Annotated in this window: 21 protein-coding genes; 13 read left to right on the top strand and 8 right to left on the bottom strand. The window is 72.5% G+C overall.

Features of this window, described 5'->3' with window-relative positions; translation table 11 throughout:
- The first annotated feature begins 12 nt into the window (after positions 1-12).
- On the top strand, positions 13-381 hold the full coding sequence (locus tag ACFYU9_RS01250; RefSeq protein ID WP_389341225.1) for an STAS domain-containing protein: 369 nt from the start codon (positions 13-15) through the stop codon (positions 379-381).
- Positions 382-460: 79 nt separating this feature from the next.
- On the top strand, positions 461-1,633 hold the full coding sequence (locus tag ACFYU9_RS01245) for a PP2C family protein-serine/threonine phosphatase (RefSeq protein WP_389341222.1): 1,173 nt from the start codon (positions 461-463) through the stop codon (positions 1,631-1,633).
- A gap of 117 nt (positions 1,634-1,750) precedes the next feature.
- On the opposite strand, the gene ACFYU9_RS01240 is transcribed toward ACFYU9_RS01245, so the two are convergent.
- Positions 1,751-2,263: a MarR family winged helix-turn-helix transcriptional regulator gene (locus ACFYU9_RS01240; protein WP_389341219.1), complete on the bottom strand. Its 513-nt coding sequence runs from the start codon at positions 2,261-2,263 to the stop codon at positions 1,751-1,753.
- Between the two features lie 107 nt (positions 2,264-2,370).
- Here ACFYU9_RS01240 and ACFYU9_RS01235 point away from each other — a divergent pair, with 107 nt between their 5' ends.
- A complete protein-coding gene (locus tag ACFYU9_RS01235) occupies positions 2,371-3,573 on the top strand; it encodes a PP2C family protein-serine/threonine phosphatase (RefSeq protein WP_389341216.1) in 1,203 nt (400 codons plus the stop codon).
- A gap of 112 nt (positions 3,574-3,685) precedes the next feature.
- Positions 3,686-4,171: an ATP-binding protein gene (locus ACFYU9_RS01230; RefSeq protein WP_389209692.1), complete on the top strand. Its 486-nt coding sequence runs from the start codon at positions 3,686-3,688 to the stop codon at positions 4,169-4,171.
- A 68-nt stretch (positions 4,172-4,239) separates the two neighbouring features.
- On the opposite strand, the gene ACFYU9_RS01225 is transcribed toward ACFYU9_RS01230, so the two are convergent.
- On the bottom strand, positions 4,240-4,497 hold the full coding sequence (locus ACFYU9_RS01225) for a WhiB family transcriptional regulator (RefSeq protein WP_389209690.1): 258 nt from the start codon (positions 4,495-4,497) through the stop codon (positions 4,240-4,242).
- A gap of 561 nt (positions 4,498-5,058) precedes the next feature.
- Here ACFYU9_RS01225 and ACFYU9_RS01220 point away from each other — a divergent pair.
- From ACFYU9_RS01220 to ACFYU9_RS01210, 3 genes are all read left to right on the top strand, one after another.
- Positions 5,059-6,729: a SpoIIE family protein phosphatase gene (locus ACFYU9_RS01220; protein ID WP_389341213.1), complete on the top strand. Its 1,671-nt coding sequence runs from the start codon at positions 5,059-5,061 to the stop codon at positions 6,727-6,729.
- Positions 6,726-6,878, top strand: coding sequence for a hypothetical protein (locus ACFYU9_RS01215; protein WP_389341210.1), 153 nt, complete (start codon positions 6,726-6,728; stop codon positions 6,876-6,878). Before ACFYU9_RS01220 ends, ACFYU9_RS01215 begins: the two co-directional genes overlap by 4 nt.
- A gap of 225 nt (positions 6,879-7,103) precedes the next feature.
- Positions 7,104-7,526, top strand: coding sequence for an SsgA family sporulation/cell division regulator (locus ACFYU9_RS01210; protein WP_389209684.1), 423 nt, complete (start codon positions 7,104-7,106; stop codon positions 7,524-7,526).
- A 22-nt stretch (positions 7,527-7,548) separates the two neighbouring features.
- Here the strand turns inward: ACFYU9_RS01210 and ACFYU9_RS01205 are convergent, their stop codons facing one another.
- Entirely contained in the window at positions 7,549-7,971 is a 423-nt protein-coding gene (locus ACFYU9_RS01205; RefSeq protein ID WP_389341207.1) for an ATP-binding protein, read from the bottom strand.
- A gap of 170 nt (positions 7,972-8,141) precedes the next feature.
- On the opposite strand from ACFYU9_RS01205, the gene ACFYU9_RS01200 reads away from it, so the two are divergent.
- The 3 genes from ACFYU9_RS01200 (at position 8,142) to ACFYU9_RS01190 (ending at position 11,268) form a co-directional block, all read left to right on the top strand.
- Entirely contained in the window at positions 8,142-8,999 is an 858-nt protein-coding gene (locus ACFYU9_RS01200; RefSeq protein ID WP_389341204.1) for an RNA polymerase sigma factor SigF, read from the top strand.
- A gap of 231 nt (positions 9,000-9,230) precedes the next feature.
- On the top strand, positions 9,231-10,313 hold the full coding sequence (locus ACFYU9_RS01195; RefSeq protein ID WP_389341201.1) for a YihY/virulence factor BrkB family protein: 1,083 nt from the start codon (positions 9,231-9,233) through the stop codon (positions 10,311-10,313).
- A gap of 121 nt (positions 10,314-10,434) precedes the next feature.
- The gene (locus tag ACFYU9_RS01190; RefSeq protein WP_389209680.1) at positions 10,435-11,268 is read left to right on the top strand and encodes a class II glutamine amidotransferase; all 834 of its coding nucleotides are present in this window, start codon (positions 10,435-10,437) and stop codon (positions 11,266-11,268) included.
- Between the two features lie 187 nt (positions 11,269-11,455).
- On the opposite strand, the gene ACFYU9_RS01185 is transcribed toward ACFYU9_RS01190, so the two are convergent.
- A complete protein-coding gene (locus tag ACFYU9_RS01185; RefSeq protein WP_389341198.1) occupies positions 11,456-11,887 on the bottom strand; it encodes a VOC family protein in 432 nt (143 codons plus the stop codon).
- Between the two features lie 477 nt (positions 11,888-12,364).
- On the opposite strand from ACFYU9_RS01185, the gene ACFYU9_RS01180 reads away from it, so the two are divergent.
- On the top strand, positions 12,365-13,651 hold the full coding sequence (locus tag ACFYU9_RS01180; RefSeq protein WP_389209676.1) for a hypothetical protein: 1,287 nt from the start codon (positions 12,365-12,367) through the stop codon (positions 13,649-13,651).
- 97 nt (positions 13,652-13,748) lie between these two features.
- Here ACFYU9_RS01180 and rpsR read toward each other — a convergent pair whose 3' ends face one another.
- From rpsR to rpmG, 4 genes are read right to left on the bottom strand one after another with little or no spacing between them, the layout of a single operon-like run.
- Positions 13,749-13,985 carry a 30S ribosomal protein S18 gene (gene rpsR / locus ACFYU9_RS01175; protein WP_389209674.1) on the bottom strand — a complete coding sequence of 79 codons (237 nt, stop codon included), beginning with the start codon at positions 13,983-13,985 and terminating at the stop codon, positions 13,749-13,751.
- A gap of 43 nt (positions 13,986-14,028) precedes the next feature.
- Positions 14,029-15,180: a CobW family GTP-binding protein gene (locus tag ACFYU9_RS01170; protein WP_389341195.1), complete on the bottom strand. Its 1,152-nt coding sequence runs from the start codon at positions 15,178-15,180 to the stop codon at positions 14,029-14,031.
- Entirely contained in the window at positions 15,180-15,425 is a 246-nt protein-coding gene (locus ACFYU9_RS01165) for a type B 50S ribosomal protein L31 (RefSeq protein ID WP_389209670.1), read from the bottom strand. Before ACFYU9_RS01165 ends, ACFYU9_RS01170 begins: the two co-directional genes overlap by 1 nt.
- 53 nt (positions 15,426-15,478) lie before the next feature.
- On the bottom strand, positions 15,479-15,643 hold the full coding sequence (gene rpmG, locus ACFYU9_RS01160) for a 50S ribosomal protein L33 (RefSeq protein ID WP_362529086.1): 165 nt from the start codon (positions 15,641-15,643) through the stop codon (positions 15,479-15,481).
- Between the two features lie 98 nt (positions 15,644-15,741).
- Here rpmG and rpmB point away from each other — a divergent pair, with 98 nt between their 5' ends.
- Together rpmB and rpsN are read left to right on the top strand one after the other, a co-directional pair.
- Positions 15,742-15,978 carry a 50S ribosomal protein L28 gene (rpmB, locus tag ACFYU9_RS01155; RefSeq protein WP_389209667.1) on the top strand — a complete coding sequence of 79 codons (237 nt, stop codon included), beginning with the start codon at positions 15,742-15,744 and terminating at the stop codon, positions 15,976-15,978.
- Complete coding sequence (gene rpsN, locus ACFYU9_RS01150; protein ID WP_389341192.1) at positions 15,978-16,283, top strand: 30S ribosomal protein S14; 306 nt, start codon at positions 15,978-15,980, stop codon at positions 16,281-16,283. Before rpmB ends, rpsN begins: the two co-directional genes overlap by 1 nt.
- Positions 16,284-16,742 lie beyond the last annotated feature (459 nt).

The raw sequence follows: 16,742 nt of genomic DNA, 5'->3' as shown, positions 1-16,742 counted from the left end.
AAAGCAGGAGACATGTCCGAGCGTGAACCGAACCTTGATGTCGACGTCGAGATCCGCGACAGCCGCACGGCGGTGCTGACCGTGGTGGGCGAGCTGGACATGGAGACGGCCGACCGGCTCCAGGAGCTGCTGACGGAGCAGTTCGGCCAGGGGCGGCGCCGCCTCGTGCTGGACCTGTCCGCCCTCGACTTCATGGACTCCTCGGGGCTGAACGTCCTGATCAAGGCGGTCAACAAGGCGCGGGAGAGCGACGGCGACCTGTACCTCGCCGCGCCGACCCCGGCCGTGCGCCGCATCCTGGAGATCACCGGCGTGACGACGACCATCCCGCCGCACGACGCCGTGGCGGACGCGCTGGCCGCGGCCGGCGGCACGAGGTAGCGGACGGACGGCACGGTCCCGTGCACAGGGACCGTGCGCAGGGAAGAGGAAGAGGAAGAGGAAGAGGAAGAGGAACACCGTGCGCGAGATCGCCGAGATCGAGCAGGCGCTCCGCCGGGCGGCTCCCCACCGGCTCGTGGGAGTCGTCGAGGACGCCCTGAGGGACGACGGGGTGCCGCGGGTGGAGCTCCGCATGGCCGACTACGGCCTGCGGACGCTCCAGCTCGTCGGGCACGTTCCCGGGGCGGACCCGTCGGTGCCGATCCACGACAGTCCCCAGGGGCGCGCCTTCGGTGCCCAGGAGCCGTACGTGGCCCGGGAGTCCGGGGCGCTCCTGCTCCATCTGCCCGTCACGGTCCGCGGGGACCGGCTGGGGGTGCTGACGGCCGAGCTGCCCCCTCGGGCAGACGTCGGGCAGCTGCTGCCGGGGCTCGCCCAGCTCTGCGAGGCGCTCGGCCACGAGATCCTGGTGGCGGAGCGCGACACGGACCTGTACGTCCTGGCGCGGCGCGCGACCCGGCTGACGCTCGCGGCGGAGATGCAGTGGCAGCTGCTGCCCGGCCGTTCCTGCGCCCGTCCCGAGTTCGCCCTGGCCGCCCACCTGGAGCCCGCCTACGCCATCTTCGGCGACAACTACGACTGGTCGGTCTCGGACGGCCGGCTGACGCTGACGGTCACCAACGGCATGGGAGAGGGCATCAAGGCCGCCCTGCTGACGAACCTCGCGATCAACGCGCTCCGCAACGCCCGCCGGGCCGGCCTCCCGCTGGCGGACCAGGCCGCGCTGGCGGACCAGGCCGTGTACGCCCAGTACCGGGGCGAGTCCTTCGTGTCGGTGCTGCTGCTCTGCTTCGACCTGACGACGGGTGAGGTCGAGGCCGTGGACGCCGGTTCGCCCCGGATGTGGCGGCAGCGGGGACAGGTGGTGGAGTCCGTCGGCTTCGAGGCGCAGCTGCCCCTCGGCATGTTCGAGGACACCGTGTACGTACCGGAGCGGTTCTCGGTGCGGCCGGGCGACCGGCTGCTGTTCGGGAGCGACGGCGTGTACGCGGCCGTCTCGCCGGCCGGGGAGAGCTACGGGGACCGGGCACTGGCCCGCGCGCTGCGGGGGACGAGACTGCTGCCGCCCACGCACGTGCCGCAGGCGGTGCTCCGGGAGCTCGCCGTCCACCACGGCGGCAGCCCGCTGGAGGACGACGCCCTGGTCGTCTGCCTCGACTGGCACGGCACCCCGTCAACAGTTGCCGTATGACAACTGTATCCTTGGGGCAACACCCGGGCGGTGCCCGGAAGAACGCGTCGAGGACGACCAGAGGTGGCAATGAGGACATGGGGTGTGCGCCCGGCCGGAGCCGGCGTCGCGCGGGGGTCAGGCCGAACTGACGTCCTTCAGCGGAGTGCGGGCGCGTGACGAGGCGACCGCTCCGCCCCCTTCCACCGCGTCGTGGAACCCGGTGAGCCCCCGCAGCAGCGCCTTGCGGCTCGTCGGCGACATGTCCGCGATGACCGCGAGCAGGGCCTCCTCGCGCTGGGTCCTGAGGTCCCGCAGGTACGCCTTGCCATGCGCGGTCAGGTGCAGCTCCAGCTGCCGGCGGCTCACGGGGCTGGGCAGCCGCTGCACGAAGCCCAGCGCCTCCAGCCGGTCGCACATGCGGCTCACCGAGGGCGGGGCGGAGCCGAGCAGCTCCCCCAGGGTGCGCAGGCTGATCCCCTCCTCGCGGTCAAGGCTGTACAGCACGCGCAGCTGACTCGCCGAGACGGGTGTCGACGACACCATGTCCCGGCCGCGCTCCCACAGCACCTCCAGCAGCTCGATGAGCTCCCGGGCGGACTCGGCCGTCCGCTGCGGCTCCCGTGGCGGCGGGGCGGGGTTGCTCGTCATGCCTGCCGACCCTCCTCGGACGTCCGGGGCCGCGGACAGCGGCCTTGCGACGGACCGGTCATCTCCACATCTCTCCAGAAGGCGGTACGGATCCGGTGGATCGACACGTGACAGTGGAAGGCGCGCTGCGCGGGGCGGCACCACACCTCCTCCTGGACTCCCTCCGTACCAGTCTCGCGCAGCTGTACGCCGCGACCTCCGCCGACCTGCTGCTCGTCGACTACGGATGCACGACCCTGCGCCCCGTGGAGCCCGTCCAGGCCCCTGCCGGGATGTCGCACACGCCCGTGGACGCGGGCCCCGCCGGCCGCGTCTTCCGCACCCAGCAACCATATCTTTTCCGTGATGTCGGGCCCACGGCGACCGTTTACCTGCCCGTCACGGTCCGCGGAGAACGGTTCGGCGTCCTGGTCGTCGTCCTGCCCGCCGAGCGCTCCGCGCCGCAGACCACCGCGAGCCTCGCCCTGGTCGCCGAGACCCTCGGGCACGCCCTGCGCGTCGCCGACCGCCACACCGACCTGTACCGCCGCACCCGCAGGACGCACGCCCTCAGCATCGCGGGGGAAATACAGTGGGACACCATGCCGGGCCGGGCCTGCGCCGGACCCGCCTTCGACCTCCACGCCCACTGGGAGCCCGCCTACGCCTCAGGGGGGCACCTCCTCGACTGGAGCGCCACCGAGCGGGACCTCGTGATCGCCGTCGCCGACAGCGCCGGCCCCGGCACCCCGGCCGCCCTGGCGAGCACCCTCGCCCTGATGGCGATCCGCAACGCCCGGCGGGCCGGGCTCGACCTGGTGGCCCAGGCCAGCCTCACCGACCAGGCGCTCTACGGGCAGTACCGCGGCCGGCACCCGCTCTCCGCCCTGCTGCTCCGGATCGACCTGGCCACCGGCGAGGCCGAGGTGGTGGACGCCGGGTCGCCGACGCTCTGGCGCCTGCGCCCCACCGGGACCGAGCGCATCGACCTGGACCGCCAACTGCCCCTGGGGATGTTCGAGGACACCGTCTACGCTCCCCAACACCTGCGCCTCGTGCGCGGCGACCGGCTGGTCTTCGTCGCCCACGGCGCCGGGGAGCCGACGGCCGGCGGCGGGGACGAGGCACCGGACGGTCCCGTCGCCCGCGCCCTCACCCGGGTACGCCACCGAAAGGGCGCGGACGTCCCCCGGGCCGTCGTACGGGCGCTGCGTGACACCCGCCGTGGCGCGCCGGCCCCCGTCCTCGTACTCTGTCTCGACTGGCGCGGCCACGGGGCCGAGACGCCGGACGGGAGAGGGCACGGGGGGACCGGGCCGGCATCCCTCTGACGCGCCGCCCCCGGGGTGATCCGCGGGGCGTGCGGTGTGAGAACCATGAAGAGGGGAAAGGCGGGTACGAGGAGCCCGGCCACCGGCCCAGGACGAGGGGAGTACCAGCGCCATGACGGACGCGATCACCGCGGAGCGCGCGGTCCCGGAGCCCCTGCTGTCCGCGGGCGTCGTCTACGGCGACGCCTCCCGGGGCGGGGTGATCGCGTCGGCGCGTGCCTTCACGGCCGAATTCCTCGCGGCCGCCCCGGCCGTGCTGCGCGGACCGCTCGGCGACGAGCGCGTCGAGCTCGCGCAGCTGGTGGTCAGCGAACTGGTCACCAACGCGATCCGGCACACGGCCGGTCCCTGCCGACTCCTGCTCGAACTGGGCCCCGACGTCCTGGAGATCTCGGTCTTCGACCAGGAGGCCGCCGCTCCCGTACCCCGCGGGCACGACCCCCGCCGCATCGGCCAGCACGGCGTCGAGATCGTCGTCGCCGTCTGCGAGAGCCTGACCGTGGAGCCCGCCCCGGCGGGGAAGCGGGTCCGTGCCCGCCTCTCCCTGCTACCGGAACCCGCCGGCCCCGCGGCCCCGCGGAACCGGCGGACGCGGTGACGCACCGGCACCACGCCCGGGTCCCCGGACGCCTCCGGGAACGTCCGCGGGCGTGATCCGCGGGCCGGTCACCCGCGGTCGTCCGCCCGCCGGCGTGCCCGGCGTGCCAGGGACCGCCGCTCGGCCTCGGTCAGGCCGCCCCACACGCCCGACGGCGGATGCGGCTGCGCCAGGGCCGAGCGCAGGCACGGTTCGCGTACCGGGCAGCGCCGGCAGACCCTCTTGGCCTCCTCCTCCTGCGCGAGCGCGGGAGCCCCGGTCCCCACCGGGAAGAACAGATCGGGGTCGACCTCCTGACAGGCCGCGGCCGCACGCCAGCCTTCCATGTGAGCCTCCTGGCACATGAGTAGGGATTCGTGTCCCCGTCCGCCTGACCGCTCGTCCGTCCGTGAAACCCGCGCGGCGGCCGCGCCGGGGCGTCACCGGGGACCGCGCCGCGGACCGCGCGGGACGGGCACGACGCTCCACCACGTCATCGCCACACCGACACCGAACACCAGGACCAGCAGGACCGGCATGGCGGAATCCTTCCGGGAGCGGACCGCTTTCCGGGATCCGACTGACCCCGAACACCCCACCGAAACCCCTTCCTCCGTCATGAATCGCGGCGCTCGCCGTCGAGCGGCAGCGGGCCGAGGACGCCCGCACCGCGTCGCCACGGCCGCCCAGGACATCGACGACGACCGGGGGGTCCTCGTCCTTACCGCCACCTGAGGCCTCTCCCGGTGAAGCATCCGTGCCGGAATCGTGGGGATCGTGCGGGGCCGGGCGGTACGCGTACCGGAAGAGAGGGGTTCACTTGATGTGCGGAGCCCCCTGCGCAAGGGTGGACGGACGAGCTGTCGTCGAGTGGGAAGGTGGCGGGCCACGATGCGCGGGCCACGCTTATGACTGTTTTCGAGGACGAGTCCAGCCGCTCCCGGGAGACCGCGGAAGCGAGGAACCCCTGGTGGCGCGGTTCGCCGCACCCTGCGGTGGTGGCCGACCGCGAGGGCGGCGTCGTGGAGTTCAACGCCGCCGCGGCCGACCTCTTCCCGCGACTGGGGGTCGGCAAGGGGCTGGACGAAGCCGTCCCGCGATGGCTCGCCGACGCCCACCGGCGGCTGGCCTGCCCGGCGCGCGCACCCGCCGGGGCGGGACCCGCCCCGCTGCGCGGCAGCCACGACGGCAGGCTCCTGAGGGCCCACCCCACCGAGTCCGGCCACGGCGACGTGGCTTGGTGGCTGGTCGACGACTCCGACCTGACGGCCGCGCAGGACGCCCTGCGCACCGAACGGGAGCGCCACGCGATCCTGGCCGAGGCCTCCACCCAGCTGCTGGCCTCGCTCAACCCCGACCGCTGCCTGGAGAGGGCGGCCCTGCTCGCCGCCGACCACCTCGGCGACGCGGCCCTCGTGATTTCCCCGCCCGGGATGCGCAACCGCTCCACCGTGGTCACCGCCATGGCCGGGGGCTTCGAGCGGACGCAGCTCACCCTGGACCCGGCCGCCGTGCCCGGTCTCGCGGAGGCGCTCCGGGGTTTCCCGCCGGTGCCCGCCCGCTGGATCGACCCGGCCGAACTGCCGTCCTGGGCCGTGCCCGAGGGCTTCGGGGGGACCCCCGGGTCCGTCGCCATCACCCCGCTGCCCGGCCACGGCGTGCCCGCGGGCGCCCTGGTCCTGCTGCGGCGCGGCGGACAGCGGGCCTTCGACGCCTCCGAGGAGCACTTCGCCCGGCTGTTCGCCGCCCGCGCGGGCGCCGCCCTCTCGGCCGCGCGCCTCTACGCGGAGCAGGCCCGCGTCACCCGCGCGCTGATCGCCGAACTCCTCCCGCCCCGGCTCCACCACGTCGACGGCGTCGACTTCGCCGGCGGCTACCGCACGTCCCGGGACACCGAGCGGATCGGCGGCGACTTCTACGACGTGCACCCCGGCACCGACGACGGCCGCGACACGCTCGCCGTCCTCGGCGACGTGTGCGGCAAGGGGCTGGACGCCGCCGTGCTCACGGGCCGGATCCGCAGCTCCGTGCAGGCCCTGCTGCCCCTCGCCGGCGACCACCAGGACGTCCTGCGGCTGCTCAACGGCGCCCTGCTGACCGCCCGGCACACCCGCTTCGCCACCCTGGTCCTGGCCTCGGTGCGGCGCACGGGCGGCCGGGTGCGGCTCCGGCTCACCAGCGCCGGCCACCCCCGCCCGCTCGTCCTGCGGGCCACCGGAGAGGTGGAGGAGGCCGACACCGGCGGGACCCTGGTGGGCGCCCTCCCCGTCGTCACCAGCCGGTCCGCGACCGTGGACCTCTCCCCCGGCGAGACCTGTCTGCTCTACACGGACGGGATCACGGAGGCCCGGGGCGGGCCGCTCGGCCCCGCCATGTTCGGCGAGGACCGGCTGCGCTCCGCGCTCTCCGAGTGCGTGGGGCTCCCGGCCGAGGCCGTCGTCGAGCGCGTGCAGATGATCGCCGGGACCTGGGTGGGCGACGGTCCTCACGACGACATGGCGGTCGTCGCCATCACCGCGCCGCACACCACCCATCTGTCCGCGGTGAACGGCCACACCCGGGGCGGGTACACCGCATGAACACGCAGACCACCACCCCGGCCGACGTCCTCGCCGCCACCCGCCAACGGCTGTGGGAGCCCTGGATAGGGACGAACCGGCCGCCACCGCCGCCGTCCTCGGCGCCCACGACGCCGGGGTCCCCGCCGAGGACCTCCTCCTCGACGTGATCGGCCCCGTCCAGGCCGGAATCGGCGCGGAATGGGCCGCCCCGGCCGCATCGGCGTCGCCCAGGAGCACGCCGCCACCGCCATCCAGGACCGGGCCTTCACGGCCTTCACCGAATCGCGACACCATCGACGCATCCGCCGCGAGGGCACGAGGTGTAACAGGGACGGGACGGGACAAGCGGACACCGCACCCGCTCGCTGACAGCCCCTCAGCCGGAGGACCTCATGCCCCACCCCGTCGCACCGCTCCCCGAACCGCGCGGCCTCATCCAGCCGATGGCCATGGACCTGTTCACCGCGGACGCGGCGGTCCGGATCGGCACCACCGTCGGCTACGACTCCCGCGACCCCTTTGCCCTGAGCATCGCCTTCCACCTCCTCGACGAGGACCCGGTGGTGTGGCGCGTCGACCGCGAGATGATCCTCGCCGGATCGCTCGGTCCCACCGGCGACGGCGAGGTCCGGATCCGCCCCACCCCCGACGGCGGGCTCCTGCTCCGGCTCGGGCCGGCGGCACGGTGCGCCGTCGTCCGCTGCGAGCAGGAGGCGGTCGGCCTCTTCGTGCGCGAGACCTTCGCCCTGGTGCCGCGGGGCACGGAGGAACGCCACATCGACTGGACTCCGCTGCTCGCGTCCCTGGGGCGCTGAAGTGCGGCGGGAAGCGGCTCCCTCAGCCGGGACGGCCGCGGTCGGCCGGACGGAAGCAGGCCGTGACGTCCTTGCCCCGCGGGCAGGGGCGGGTCCGCACGTCGTCGGCGAGGGCGTCGACCAGGAGGAGTCCGCGGCCGCCCAGCGCGCCGTCGTCCGGGCTGCGCTGCTCGGGCACCCGCGGGGAGGCGTCGTGCACGGTGACGTGCAGGCACTCCTCGTCCCAGGTGAGGATCAGCTGCACATCGCTGCGGGCGTGCACATGGGCGTTGGTGACGAGTTCGGAGACCGCCAGCACGACGGAGTCCGCCACGCCGGGGGCGGTACGGTCCCAGCCGAGCGCCGCCAGGTGCTCGCGCGTCCACTCGCGGGCCGTCTTCACGCTGCTGCCCATCGGCAGCGAACGCGCCCAGCCGACGGCCCTCATCGAGGGGTCCCGTGTCATGTCTCTCCTTCTGAGGACCGGTCAGGGATTCCGTCTGCCCCTCGCACAGCGGGGAGAAACCGATCGGAAACTCATGCGGACTCGACAGGTCTGAACGCGAGAAGTCGGGGTAGGCGGCACGCCTCGGGCAGCGCACACCCGATGAGGAACACACGTGAAAGGGGACAGGTGTGACGGTCACCACGATGTCGATGGCGGGAGTCGAGTCCGGAACACGGGCGCTGCCGGAGATCCCGGACACGTTGGCGGTCGCACCCAGGGACGCGAGGGCCCTGTCGAAGGTCTTCTTCCAGGAGCTCGCGACACTGGAGGAGGGGACGCCCGATTACCAGTACGCGCGGAACACCCTCATCGAGATGAACATGAGCCTGGTCCGCTACGCCGCCGGGCGCTTCCGGCACCGCGCCGACGAGATGGAGGACATCGTCCAGGTCGGCATGATCGGCCTGATCAAGGCGATCGACCGGTTCGAGCTGTCGCGCGAGGTCGAGTTCACCACCTTCGCGGTCCCCTACATCGTCGGCGAGATCAAGCGGTTCTTCCGGGACACCTCCTGGGCGGTGCACGTTCCCCGCAGGCTCCAGGAGGCGCGCGTGGAGCTGGCCAAGGCGACCGAGGAACTCAGCACCCGCCTGGGACGGATGCCGACGGTCAAGGAACTGGCCGAGCTGATGAGCCTCAGCGAGGAGGAGGTCACCGAGGCGCGGCTGGCGTCCAACGGCTACAACTCCTCGTCGCTCGACGCCGCCCTCAGCGGCGAGGACGACGACAGCGACGCCTCGCTGGCCGACTTCATCGGCACCGAGGACCCCGCCATGGAGCTGGTGGAGGACTTCCACTCGCTGGCCCCGCTCATCGCCGACCTCGACGAACGCGACCGCCGGATCATCCACATGCGGTTCGTCGAGGAACTGACTCAGGCGCAGATCGGTGAGCGGCTGGGCTGCTCGCAGATGCACGTCTCGCGGCTCCTCTCGCGCACCGTGAAGCGCCTGCGCGAGGGTCTGCTGGGCACCAACGCCGACTGATCCGGCCGCCCCGAACGGCTCCGGGGTGCCCGCACCGGACACGCCTCCGGCGCGGGCACCCCGGAGCCGTTCTCCTGCGTACGGGCGCCGGCCCCGGCCTCGCGCCCGGGAGGCCGCCGGCGGGGCTCATGCGTCGGTTCCCGCGGCCGGGGCGGCCGGGAGTATTGCGCTCCCTCCGGAGCCACGGAGGGCTCCGGCATGGGGCCGGCCGGGGCGGGTAGCCGTCGGGGCATGGCCGAACGCAGCGTCCCCGAACGCCGGACTCCCGAGCCCCTGGCCCCGGCCCCCGACCCGTCCGGCGCCGAGGGCGCCGGACCGGGCACCGCCGTCGAGGCGCGCGCCCCCGATTCGCCCGCCGACCTCCCCGCGTCCTCCTGGTTCGCGGTGCTGAGGGGGTCGGTGCGCGAGTTCACGGACGACGAGCTCATGGACCGGGCGGCGGCGCTGACGTACTACGGCGTCCTGTCGCTCTTCCCCGCACTGCTCGCCCTGGTCTCGCTGCTCGGGATCAGCGGACGGCGGACCACCGACCAGGTGACGGAAAGCCTCCGGGAGCTGGCGCCGGGACCGGCCCGCGACGTCCTGGAACAGGCCCTGCAGGCCCTGAGCGGCAGCACCGGCACCGGCGCCTTCATGACCGGGGGCGGGCTCCTGGTGGCGCTGTGGTCCTCGTCCGGCTACGTCGGCGCCTTCATGCGCGCCGCGAACCGCGTCCACGACGTCCCCGAGGGCCGCCCCCTGTGGAAGCTGCTGCCGGCCCGGCTCGGCCTGACGGCGGCGCTCATGGTGACCGCCGCCGCGGGTGCCCTGCTGCTCGTGCTCAGCGGCGACGCGGCACGTCGGGCCGGAGAAGCGCTGGGCGTCGGCGACACCGCCCTGACGATCTGGTCGGTGGCCAGATGGCCCGCCCTCCTCCTGCTCGCCGTGGTCATGATCGCCCTGCTGTACCGGGAGAGCCCGAACGCCAAGGGCCGCGGATGGCGCTGGATCACCCCGGGCAGCGTGCTCGCCCTGCTGATCTGGATGGCGGCCTCGGCGGGCTTCGCGGTGTACGTCTCCGCGTTCGCCTCGTACCACCGGGTCTACGGCACCATGGCCGGCGTCGCCGTCTTCCTCGTCTGGCTGTGGATCGGCAATCTGGCCGTGCTGCTGGGGCTGGAGTTCGACGCCGAGCTGCTGCGCCGGCGAGCGGTGTCCGGCGGCATGCCGCCGGACCGGGAACCGTACGTCAGGCCGCGCGACACCCGGGCGTGGAGCGACGAGGAGCGCCGCGAGGCGGGTCTGCCGGACCGGACGCACCACCACGACGCATGAGGGGCACGACGGACGCCGCCGGGGACACCGCCGCTGTGGCGGCCCGGAGCGGCGGTGCCGAGAATGAGAGGACCCGACGGCGTGCCGGACGGGTGCCGCACAGGGATTCAGGTGATCGCGTATGTGCAGGTGGCTCGCGTACCGGGGGACGCCGGTGCTGCTCGAAACGCTCCTCTACCAGCCCGCCCACTCCCTGATCGATCAGAGCCTGCACTCCAAGATGGGCGTGGAGACGACCAACGGCGACGGATTCGGCATCGGCTGGTACTCGGAGCACGCCGGCACCCCCGCGCTGCTGCGGGAGATCGGGCCCGCGTGGAACAACCGCAATCTGCGCGAGCTGGCGGACCACGTCAAGTCCCCGCTCTTCTTCGCCCACATCAGGGCCTCGACCGGCACGGCCGTGCAGCAGTCGAACTGCCACCCCTTCCGGCACGGCCGCTGGATGTTCATGCACAACGGCGCCATCGCGGGTTTCCCGCTGCTGCGCCGCGACCTGACCCTGCTCGTCGACCCCGCGCTCTACGCCGACATCGAGGGCACCACGGACTCCGAGGTCATGTTCTACCTGGCCCTCACCTACGGCCTCGACGACGACCCGCCCGCGGCCGTCGCCAGGATGGCGGGCGTCGTGGAGCGGGTCGGACGCGATCACGGGGTGGAACACCCCCTCCAGATGACGCTCGCCCTCACCGACGGCGAGCGCGTCTGGGTCTTCCGCTACTCCACCGCCCGGGCGTCCCGCTCGCTCTTCTACAGCAGCCGCGTCGACGCCCTGCGCCGCCTCCACCCCGACGTCGCGTTCCTGCGCGGCGTCTCGGCGGACTCCCGCCTCGTCGTCTCCGAGCCCCTGGGAGACCTGCCGGGCGCCTGGAACGAGGTGCCGGAGAACAGCTACGGCGTCGTACAGCCGGGCGCGGACGAACTCCGCCGCTTCGCTCCGGCGGCGGTCTGACCGAGGAGCAGACCGTCACCTGTCCCCCGGACCAGGCCGGGGGGAACAGGGGGGTACGGCGGCCCTGGGTCTCCTGCCGCTCGTGGCCGTTCCCGTGTACGTACCGCCGCCGCGAGGGCGAGGACGCCCGACTGGAAGCAGGCCCCCGACAAGAGCCAAGAGCCCGCCTCTCAGTCCCGGAGGTGAATCAGGCGAGGCAGAACTCGTTGCCCTCGATGTCCTGCATCGTGATGCACGACTCGTTGACGCCATCCGCGCGCTGCGTCAGCACGTGCTTCGCGCCGAGCGCCATCAGGCGGGCGCATTCGGCCTCGAGTGTGGCCAGGCGCTCCTCACCCACGAGCCCGGTGCCGGCCCGCACATCGAGATGCACCCGGTTCTTGACGACCTTGCCTTCGGGAACCCGCTGGAAGAGCAGGCGCGGGCCCGCACCCGAGGGATCGGCGCACGCGAAGTAGATCTCATCCTCGGGCGGCAGTGAGCGGTGGTACTCGTCCCACGTGGCAAAGCCCTCCGGGACCGCCGGCAGGACGTACCCCAGCACCTCGCACCAGAAGGCGGCGAGGCTCGCGGGCTCCGCGCAGTCGAAGGTCACTTGGAACTGTTTGATCGTTGACATCGGCGCACGATAACAGGGCTCCGCTCATCTCCCCAGGTCGGGAGGGCCGCACGTTGTCGGGAGGAGTCGTCTGCTCACCGCTGTCGTGTCGTGCGGTCGCAGGGGTGAAGGCCGCCGCGTTGTCGTACGCGACGGTGTGAAGTCGGCGCCCCCGAGCCGGCGGTGCTTCGCTGACGGGTGTCCGCCGTTCGCGCGTAAAACCTCCGTAGACGCGCGGCAAACACACGTCAAAGGGGCCACTCCTGACGCCTCCGCGCACAGCCAAGGAAACGGCAGGTCAGCGGCCCGCGCCCATCGACTCGACGAGGATCACGGCGCACCCGGCACGATGCGTCGCGACCTGCGTTCGGTCCGGGTTCACTCGGCACACCGACCCAAATGACGAGCTTATCCGTTTATAGCCCCTATCGTGCAGAGGTCAATTGCCGTGAGGTAGGACGAACAACGCGCCCTCGCACGGTGTGGATTGGGGTGTCGATGAGCGGAATCAGCCGCAGAGACGCGGCGCGTCTGGGCCTCGGGATCGGACTGGGGGCGGCCGCCGCCGCGGCCCTCGCCGGATGCGGGAGCGGCGAGGAGGCCGACAGGCCGGCCTCCGGGCCCGGCCGCCAGCCGGAGCGGCCGGGCACTCCCGGAAAGAAATCCACCGTGCGGTTGATCGGCGACGGCTCGACCTCGTACACGGGTAAGCAGCCGGGTCAGCCGGGCGCGCCCGAGCGGCTCGAACCCGGTCAGCAGCCACCGCAGTTCGTGATCTTCTCCTGGGACGGCGCGGGCGAGGTCGGCAACGGCCTCTTCCCCCGCTTCCTCGACCTCGCCCGCCAGCACGGCGCCCACATGACGTTCTTCCTGTCGGGCGTGTATCTGCTGCCCGAGTCGAAGAAACGCCTCTACCGCCCGCCGAACAACCCCGTCGGCGCCTCCGACATCGGCTACCTCACCGATGACCACCTCAAGCAGACCCTGAAGTACGTGCATCAGGCATGGCTCGACGGGCACGAGATCGGCACCCACTTCAACGGGCACTTCTGCGGCGGCAGCGGCTCGGTCGCCAACTGGAGTCCGGCGCAGTGGCGCAGCGAGATCGAGCAGGCCCGCGCGTTCGTCAAGTCCTGGCGCACCAACACCGGCTGGCACGACCACCCGTCGCTGCCCTTCGACTACGACACCGAGCTGATCGGCGGGCGCACCCCGTGCCTGCTCGGCCAGGACAGCCTCCTGCCCGTGGCCCGGGAACTGGGCTGGCGCTACGACGCGTCCTCGCCCGGCGGTCTGCAGCGCTGGCCCGGGAAGAAACTGGGCGTCTGGGACCTGCCGCTGCAGGGCATCCCGTTCCCCGGCCATCGTTTCGAGGTCCTGTCGATGGACTACAACATCCTCGCCAACCAGTCCCAGAACTCCACGCGCGCGCCGTCCTACAACTACCCTGCCTGGCGCGAACAGGCTACGCAGTCCTACCTGGACGGTTTCCGGCGGGCTTACGAGACCAATCGTGCTCCCTTCTTCGTGGGCAACCACTTCGAGGAGTGGAACGGCGGCATCTACATGGACGCCGTCGAAACCGCCCTGAAGCAGATGGCCGACAAGAAGGACGTACGGCTGACGTCCTTCCGGCAGTTCGTCGACTGGCTCGACGCCCAGGACCCGGCCATCCTCGCCAGACTTCAGGAGCTGGAGGTCGGCGAGCGGCCACCCGGCGGCTGGTCCAGGTACCTGCGTCCCTCCAGGCCCGAGCCGACCACCTCCGGACGGCCGGCCACCTGAAGCCAGGTCGACAGGAGTCCGGTCAGGTCCGGTCGGGTCAGGTCAGGTCCGGTCGGGTCGGGTCGGGTCGGGTCGGGTCGGGTCGGGCGGAGGATCGTCACCGGCCGGCGTACGGCAGCAGGGCCATCTCGCGGGCGTTCTTGACGGCGGTGGCGACGGCGCGCTGCTGCTGGGCCGTCACCCGGGTGACGCGGCGGCTGCGGATCTTGCCTCGGTCGGAGATGAACTTCCGGAGCAGGTCGGTGTCCTTGTAGTCGACGTACGTGATGCCGGCCGCGTCGAGCGGGTTGGGGCGGGACTTCACGGGCTTGCGGGGGTCGGGGCGTCGGGCCATGGCGGCGTCTCCTTGGGTTGGGGGGTTCGGTTGCGGCAGGAGGTCAGGCGGCGTCGAGGAGGGCGTCGAACGCGGCGGGCAGGCGCCGCCACGCCTCGCGCCCCGCCTCGTATTCGGCGTCCGTCAACAGGCAGGAGTCGAGGAGTCGTTCGAGCCCGTCGCGGTCGAGGCCGGGTGAGGTGAAGACGAGGTGCTGGCAGCAGTCGCCGTGCTCGGGGTGCCAGTCGAGGGCGGCCGCCGCGCGGCGCACGGGCGGGACCATCTCCCAGGCGGCGTCGGGGAGTGACGCCAGCCAGGGGCCGGCGCTCTCCACGCACAGCGCTCCGCCGGCCGCGTCCCAGGCGAGGAGCGTGTCGGGGCGATCGGCGAGCCAGAACCGGCCGCGGCTGCGGGCCGCCGCGCAGCACAGGTCCTCCAGCGCCTCGTACAGCCGCTCCGGGTGGAAGGGCCGGTGGCGGCGCCAGACGAAGGTGGCGACGCCGGCCTCGTCCGCGTCCTGGGGCAGCAGCGCGCAGGCGGGGTGCTGGGCGGCCGCCGCGGCCTCGACGTCGAAGCCGGCGAACGCGGCTTCGGCGAGTTCCCCGGAACCGGCGGCGACGTGCCGCGCGGTGGGATGGAGCTGCGCGAGCAGGGCGTGGTCCTCGTCGTCGGCCGCGGCGTTGTCGACGACAGCGAGGACGGGGGCGTACTCCAGCTGGCGGGCCCAGGTGTCGCCGACGGTCCGCTGATCGGTCGGGGCCGCGGCCAGGCCGGCCTCGGCGAGGTCGTCGCCGTTGCCCAGACAGGGCAGGACGAGCGCGGGGTCCACGGCGGTGATCACGTTCGTGACGAGCAGCCGGTCTCCGCCGTGGTGGGCGATGACCTCGGCCATGGCCCTGGGTTCGACCGAGTCCCACAACTCGACGACAGCGAGCCGGGTCAGACCGCCGTCCGCCAGCCGTTCCAGTTCCGGGACCAGGTCCTCGCGCAGCGCGCAGCACGCGCAGTCGTTGGCCAGGGGCGTCTCGCCGGAGGAGACGGTGCCGGTGGCATCGCGTACGAGACGCAGCACGGTGCCGTCGGGCGCGCCGGCGAGGTCGTGGTGCAGGGCCACGCTGCCGGGGACGGTGCGCAGGAGTCGTTCGACGACCTCCTTGCGGGCTTCGGCGTGGAGTCCAGCGACGATCACGACGGGCATCCGCTGTCCCTGGTCCATCAACGCGCTCCGTAGCGGCGCTGGAACTTCTCGACGCGGCCGGCCGTGTCGAGGACGCGCGCCGTGCCCGTGTAGAAGGGGTGGCTCGCGGAGGAGATCTCCACGTCCACGACCGGGTAGCTGTTGCCGTCCTCCCACTCGACGGTCTTGTCACTCGTCATCGTCGACCGGGTGAGGAAAGCGGTGCCCGAGGCGGAGTCGCGGAAGACGACGGGCTCGTAGGCGGGGTGGATTCCGGGCTTCAAAGCGGGGCCTTTCGGTGGTCGGGAGTCTGGCGGGGCTGCGGAGTCGTACGGGGTCAGCGCTCTTCGCGGAAGTCGACGTGGCGGCCGGCCACGGGGTCGTACTTGCGCAGCACCAGGCGGTCGGGGTCGTTGCGCCTGTTCTTGCGCGTCACGTAGGTGAAGCCGGTGCCTGCCGTGGAGCGGAGCCTGATGACGGGGCGGATCTCGTTGCGTGCCATGCCGAGGAGTATATGGGAACGATTTTCATTTTCGATACCGCTACAGTGAGCACCACACCGAGCACCACACCTCCGTCAGCAGGAAAGGCGCATCACCCATGTCAGCCCACTGCCAACTGACCGGCTCCAAGCCGGGCTTCGGCAACGCCATCTCTCACTCCCACCGGCGCACCTCGCGCCGTTTCGACCCCAACATCCAGCGCAAGCGCTACTGGCTGCCCAGCGAGGGCCGACACGTCCGGCTCACCCTGAGCGCCAAGGCGATCAAGACGGTGGACGCGATCGGCATCGAGGCCGCCGTGGCGCGCATCCGCGCACGAGGAGGGAAGGTCTGATGGCGAAGCGAAGCAAGATCGCGAAGAACGAGAAGCGCAAGGAGACCGTCGAGCGGTACGCCGCCCGGCGCGCCGAACTCAAGGAGGTCATCCGCCGCCCGTCCTCCACCACGGCCGAACGGGACGCCGCCCTCGCCGAGTTGCGGCGCCAACCGCGCGACGCCAGCCCCACGCGCGTACGCAACCGCGACAGCGTGGACGGCCGCCCCCGCGGCTACCTGCGCAAGTTCGGGCTCTCCCGCGTACGGGCACGCGAGCAGGCGCACGCCGGCTTCCTTCCGGGAGTGACGAAGTCATCCTGGTAGACGCTCACTTGGCGCATCTTCGGCCCGGTCGGCACCTCGGCCCAGTCGGCCGGCATCCGAGCACGCGAACACCGTAGACATCCATTGAAAATGGATGCCATGAGCGTTTAGGGTCGTCCCGTCCGCGTGCGAACCCTGCGGGCCCGCGAGGGGGGCCCAGGGTCGCACGCGGACACCCGAAGGCCGAAGTGCCCCACGAGGCTCGGCACGCCCGCAGGGCCTCACCCCACCGCTCCGCCTCCCCCATTCGCCGGGGCGCCCCCGCGCGGCCGCCCGTCGACACTCGCAGCGATCACCCTCTCCGTCGCCGTCCAGGCCGGCCCAACCGGAGCCCAACCGGCTCCCAACTTCGGCTCCCAACCGATGCTCCAGCGCCAGGTGACCATCGAACACGCCCCCTCTTCAGCCACGCGAGGTCAGATTGATAATGGGATCCATTTTCATATAGCCTCCGTGTGT

The organism is Streptomyces sp. NPDC004327, from assembly GCF_042873935.1.
GTDB lineage: Bacteria > Actinomycetota > Actinomycetes > Streptomycetales > Streptomycetaceae > Streptomyces.
Note: the sequence above shows the minus strand (reverse complement) of the source record. Positions and strands in the feature narration are given on the sequence as shown.

Bases quoted from the DNA above. Each gene is read 5' to 3' on its own strand.
- ACFYU9_RS01250 (WP_389341225.1), top strand. From the start codon at position 13: ATGTCCGAGCGTGAACCGAACCTTGATGTCGACGTCGAGATCCGCGAC.
- ACFYU9_RS01240 (WP_389341219.1), bottom strand. From the start codon at position 2,263: ATGACGAGCAACCCCGCCCCGCCGCCACGGGAGCCGCAGCGGACGGCC.
- ACFYU9_RS01230 (WP_389209692.1), top strand. From the start codon at position 3,686: ATGACGGACGCGATCACCGCGGAGCGCGCGGTCCCGGAGCCCCTGCTG.
- ACFYU9_RS01225 (WP_389209690.1), bottom strand. From the start codon at position 4,497: ATGGAAGGCTGGCGTGCGGCCGCGGCCTGTCAGGAGGTCGACCCCGAT.
- ACFYU9_RS01220 (WP_389341213.1), top strand. From the start codon at position 5,059: ATGACTGTTTTCGAGGACGAGTCCAGCCGCTCCCGGGAGACCGCGGAA.
- ACFYU9_RS01215 (WP_389341210.1), top strand. From the start codon at position 6,726: ATGAACACGCAGACCACCACCCCGGCCGACGTCCTCGCCGCCACCCGC.
- ACFYU9_RS01210 (WP_389209684.1), top strand. From the start codon at position 7,104: ATGCCCCACCCCGTCGCACCGCTCCCCGAACCGCGCGGCCTCATCCAG.
- ACFYU9_RS01205 (WP_389341207.1), bottom strand. From the start codon at position 7,971: ATGACACGGGACCCCTCGATGAGGGCCGTCGGCTGGGCGCGTTCGCTG.
- ACFYU9_RS01195 (WP_389341201.1), top strand. From the start codon at position 9,231: ATGGCCGAACGCAGCGTCCCCGAACGCCGGACTCCCGAGCCCCTGGCC.
- ACFYU9_RS01190 (WP_389209680.1), top strand. From the start codon at position 10,435: ATGTGCAGGTGGCTCGCGTACCGGGGGACGCCGGTGCTGCTCGAAACG.
- ACFYU9_RS01185 (WP_389341198.1), bottom strand. From the start codon at position 11,887: ATGTCAACGATCAAACAGTTCCAAGTGACCTTCGACTGCGCGGAGCCC.
- ACFYU9_RS01180 (WP_389209676.1), top strand. From the start codon at position 12,365: ATGAGCGGAATCAGCCGCAGAGACGCGGCGCGTCTGGGCCTCGGGATC.
- rpsR (WP_389209674.1), bottom strand. From the start codon at position 13,985: ATGGCCCGACGCCCCGACCCCCGCAAGCCCGTGAAGTCCCGCCCCAAC.
- ACFYU9_RS01170 (WP_389341195.1), bottom strand. From the start codon at position 15,180: ATGGACCAGGGACAGCGGATGCCCGTCGTGATCGTCGCTGGACTCCAC.
- rpmG (WP_362529086.1), bottom strand. From the start codon at position 15,643: ATGGCACGCAACGAGATCCGCCCCGTCATCAGGCTCCGCTCCACGGCA.
- rpmB (WP_389209667.1), top strand. From the start codon at position 15,742: ATGTCAGCCCACTGCCAACTGACCGGCTCCAAGCCGGGCTTCGGCAAC.
- rpsN (WP_389341192.1), top strand. From the start codon at position 15,978: ATGGCGAAGCGAAGCAAGATCGCGAAGAACGAGAAGCGCAAGGAGACC.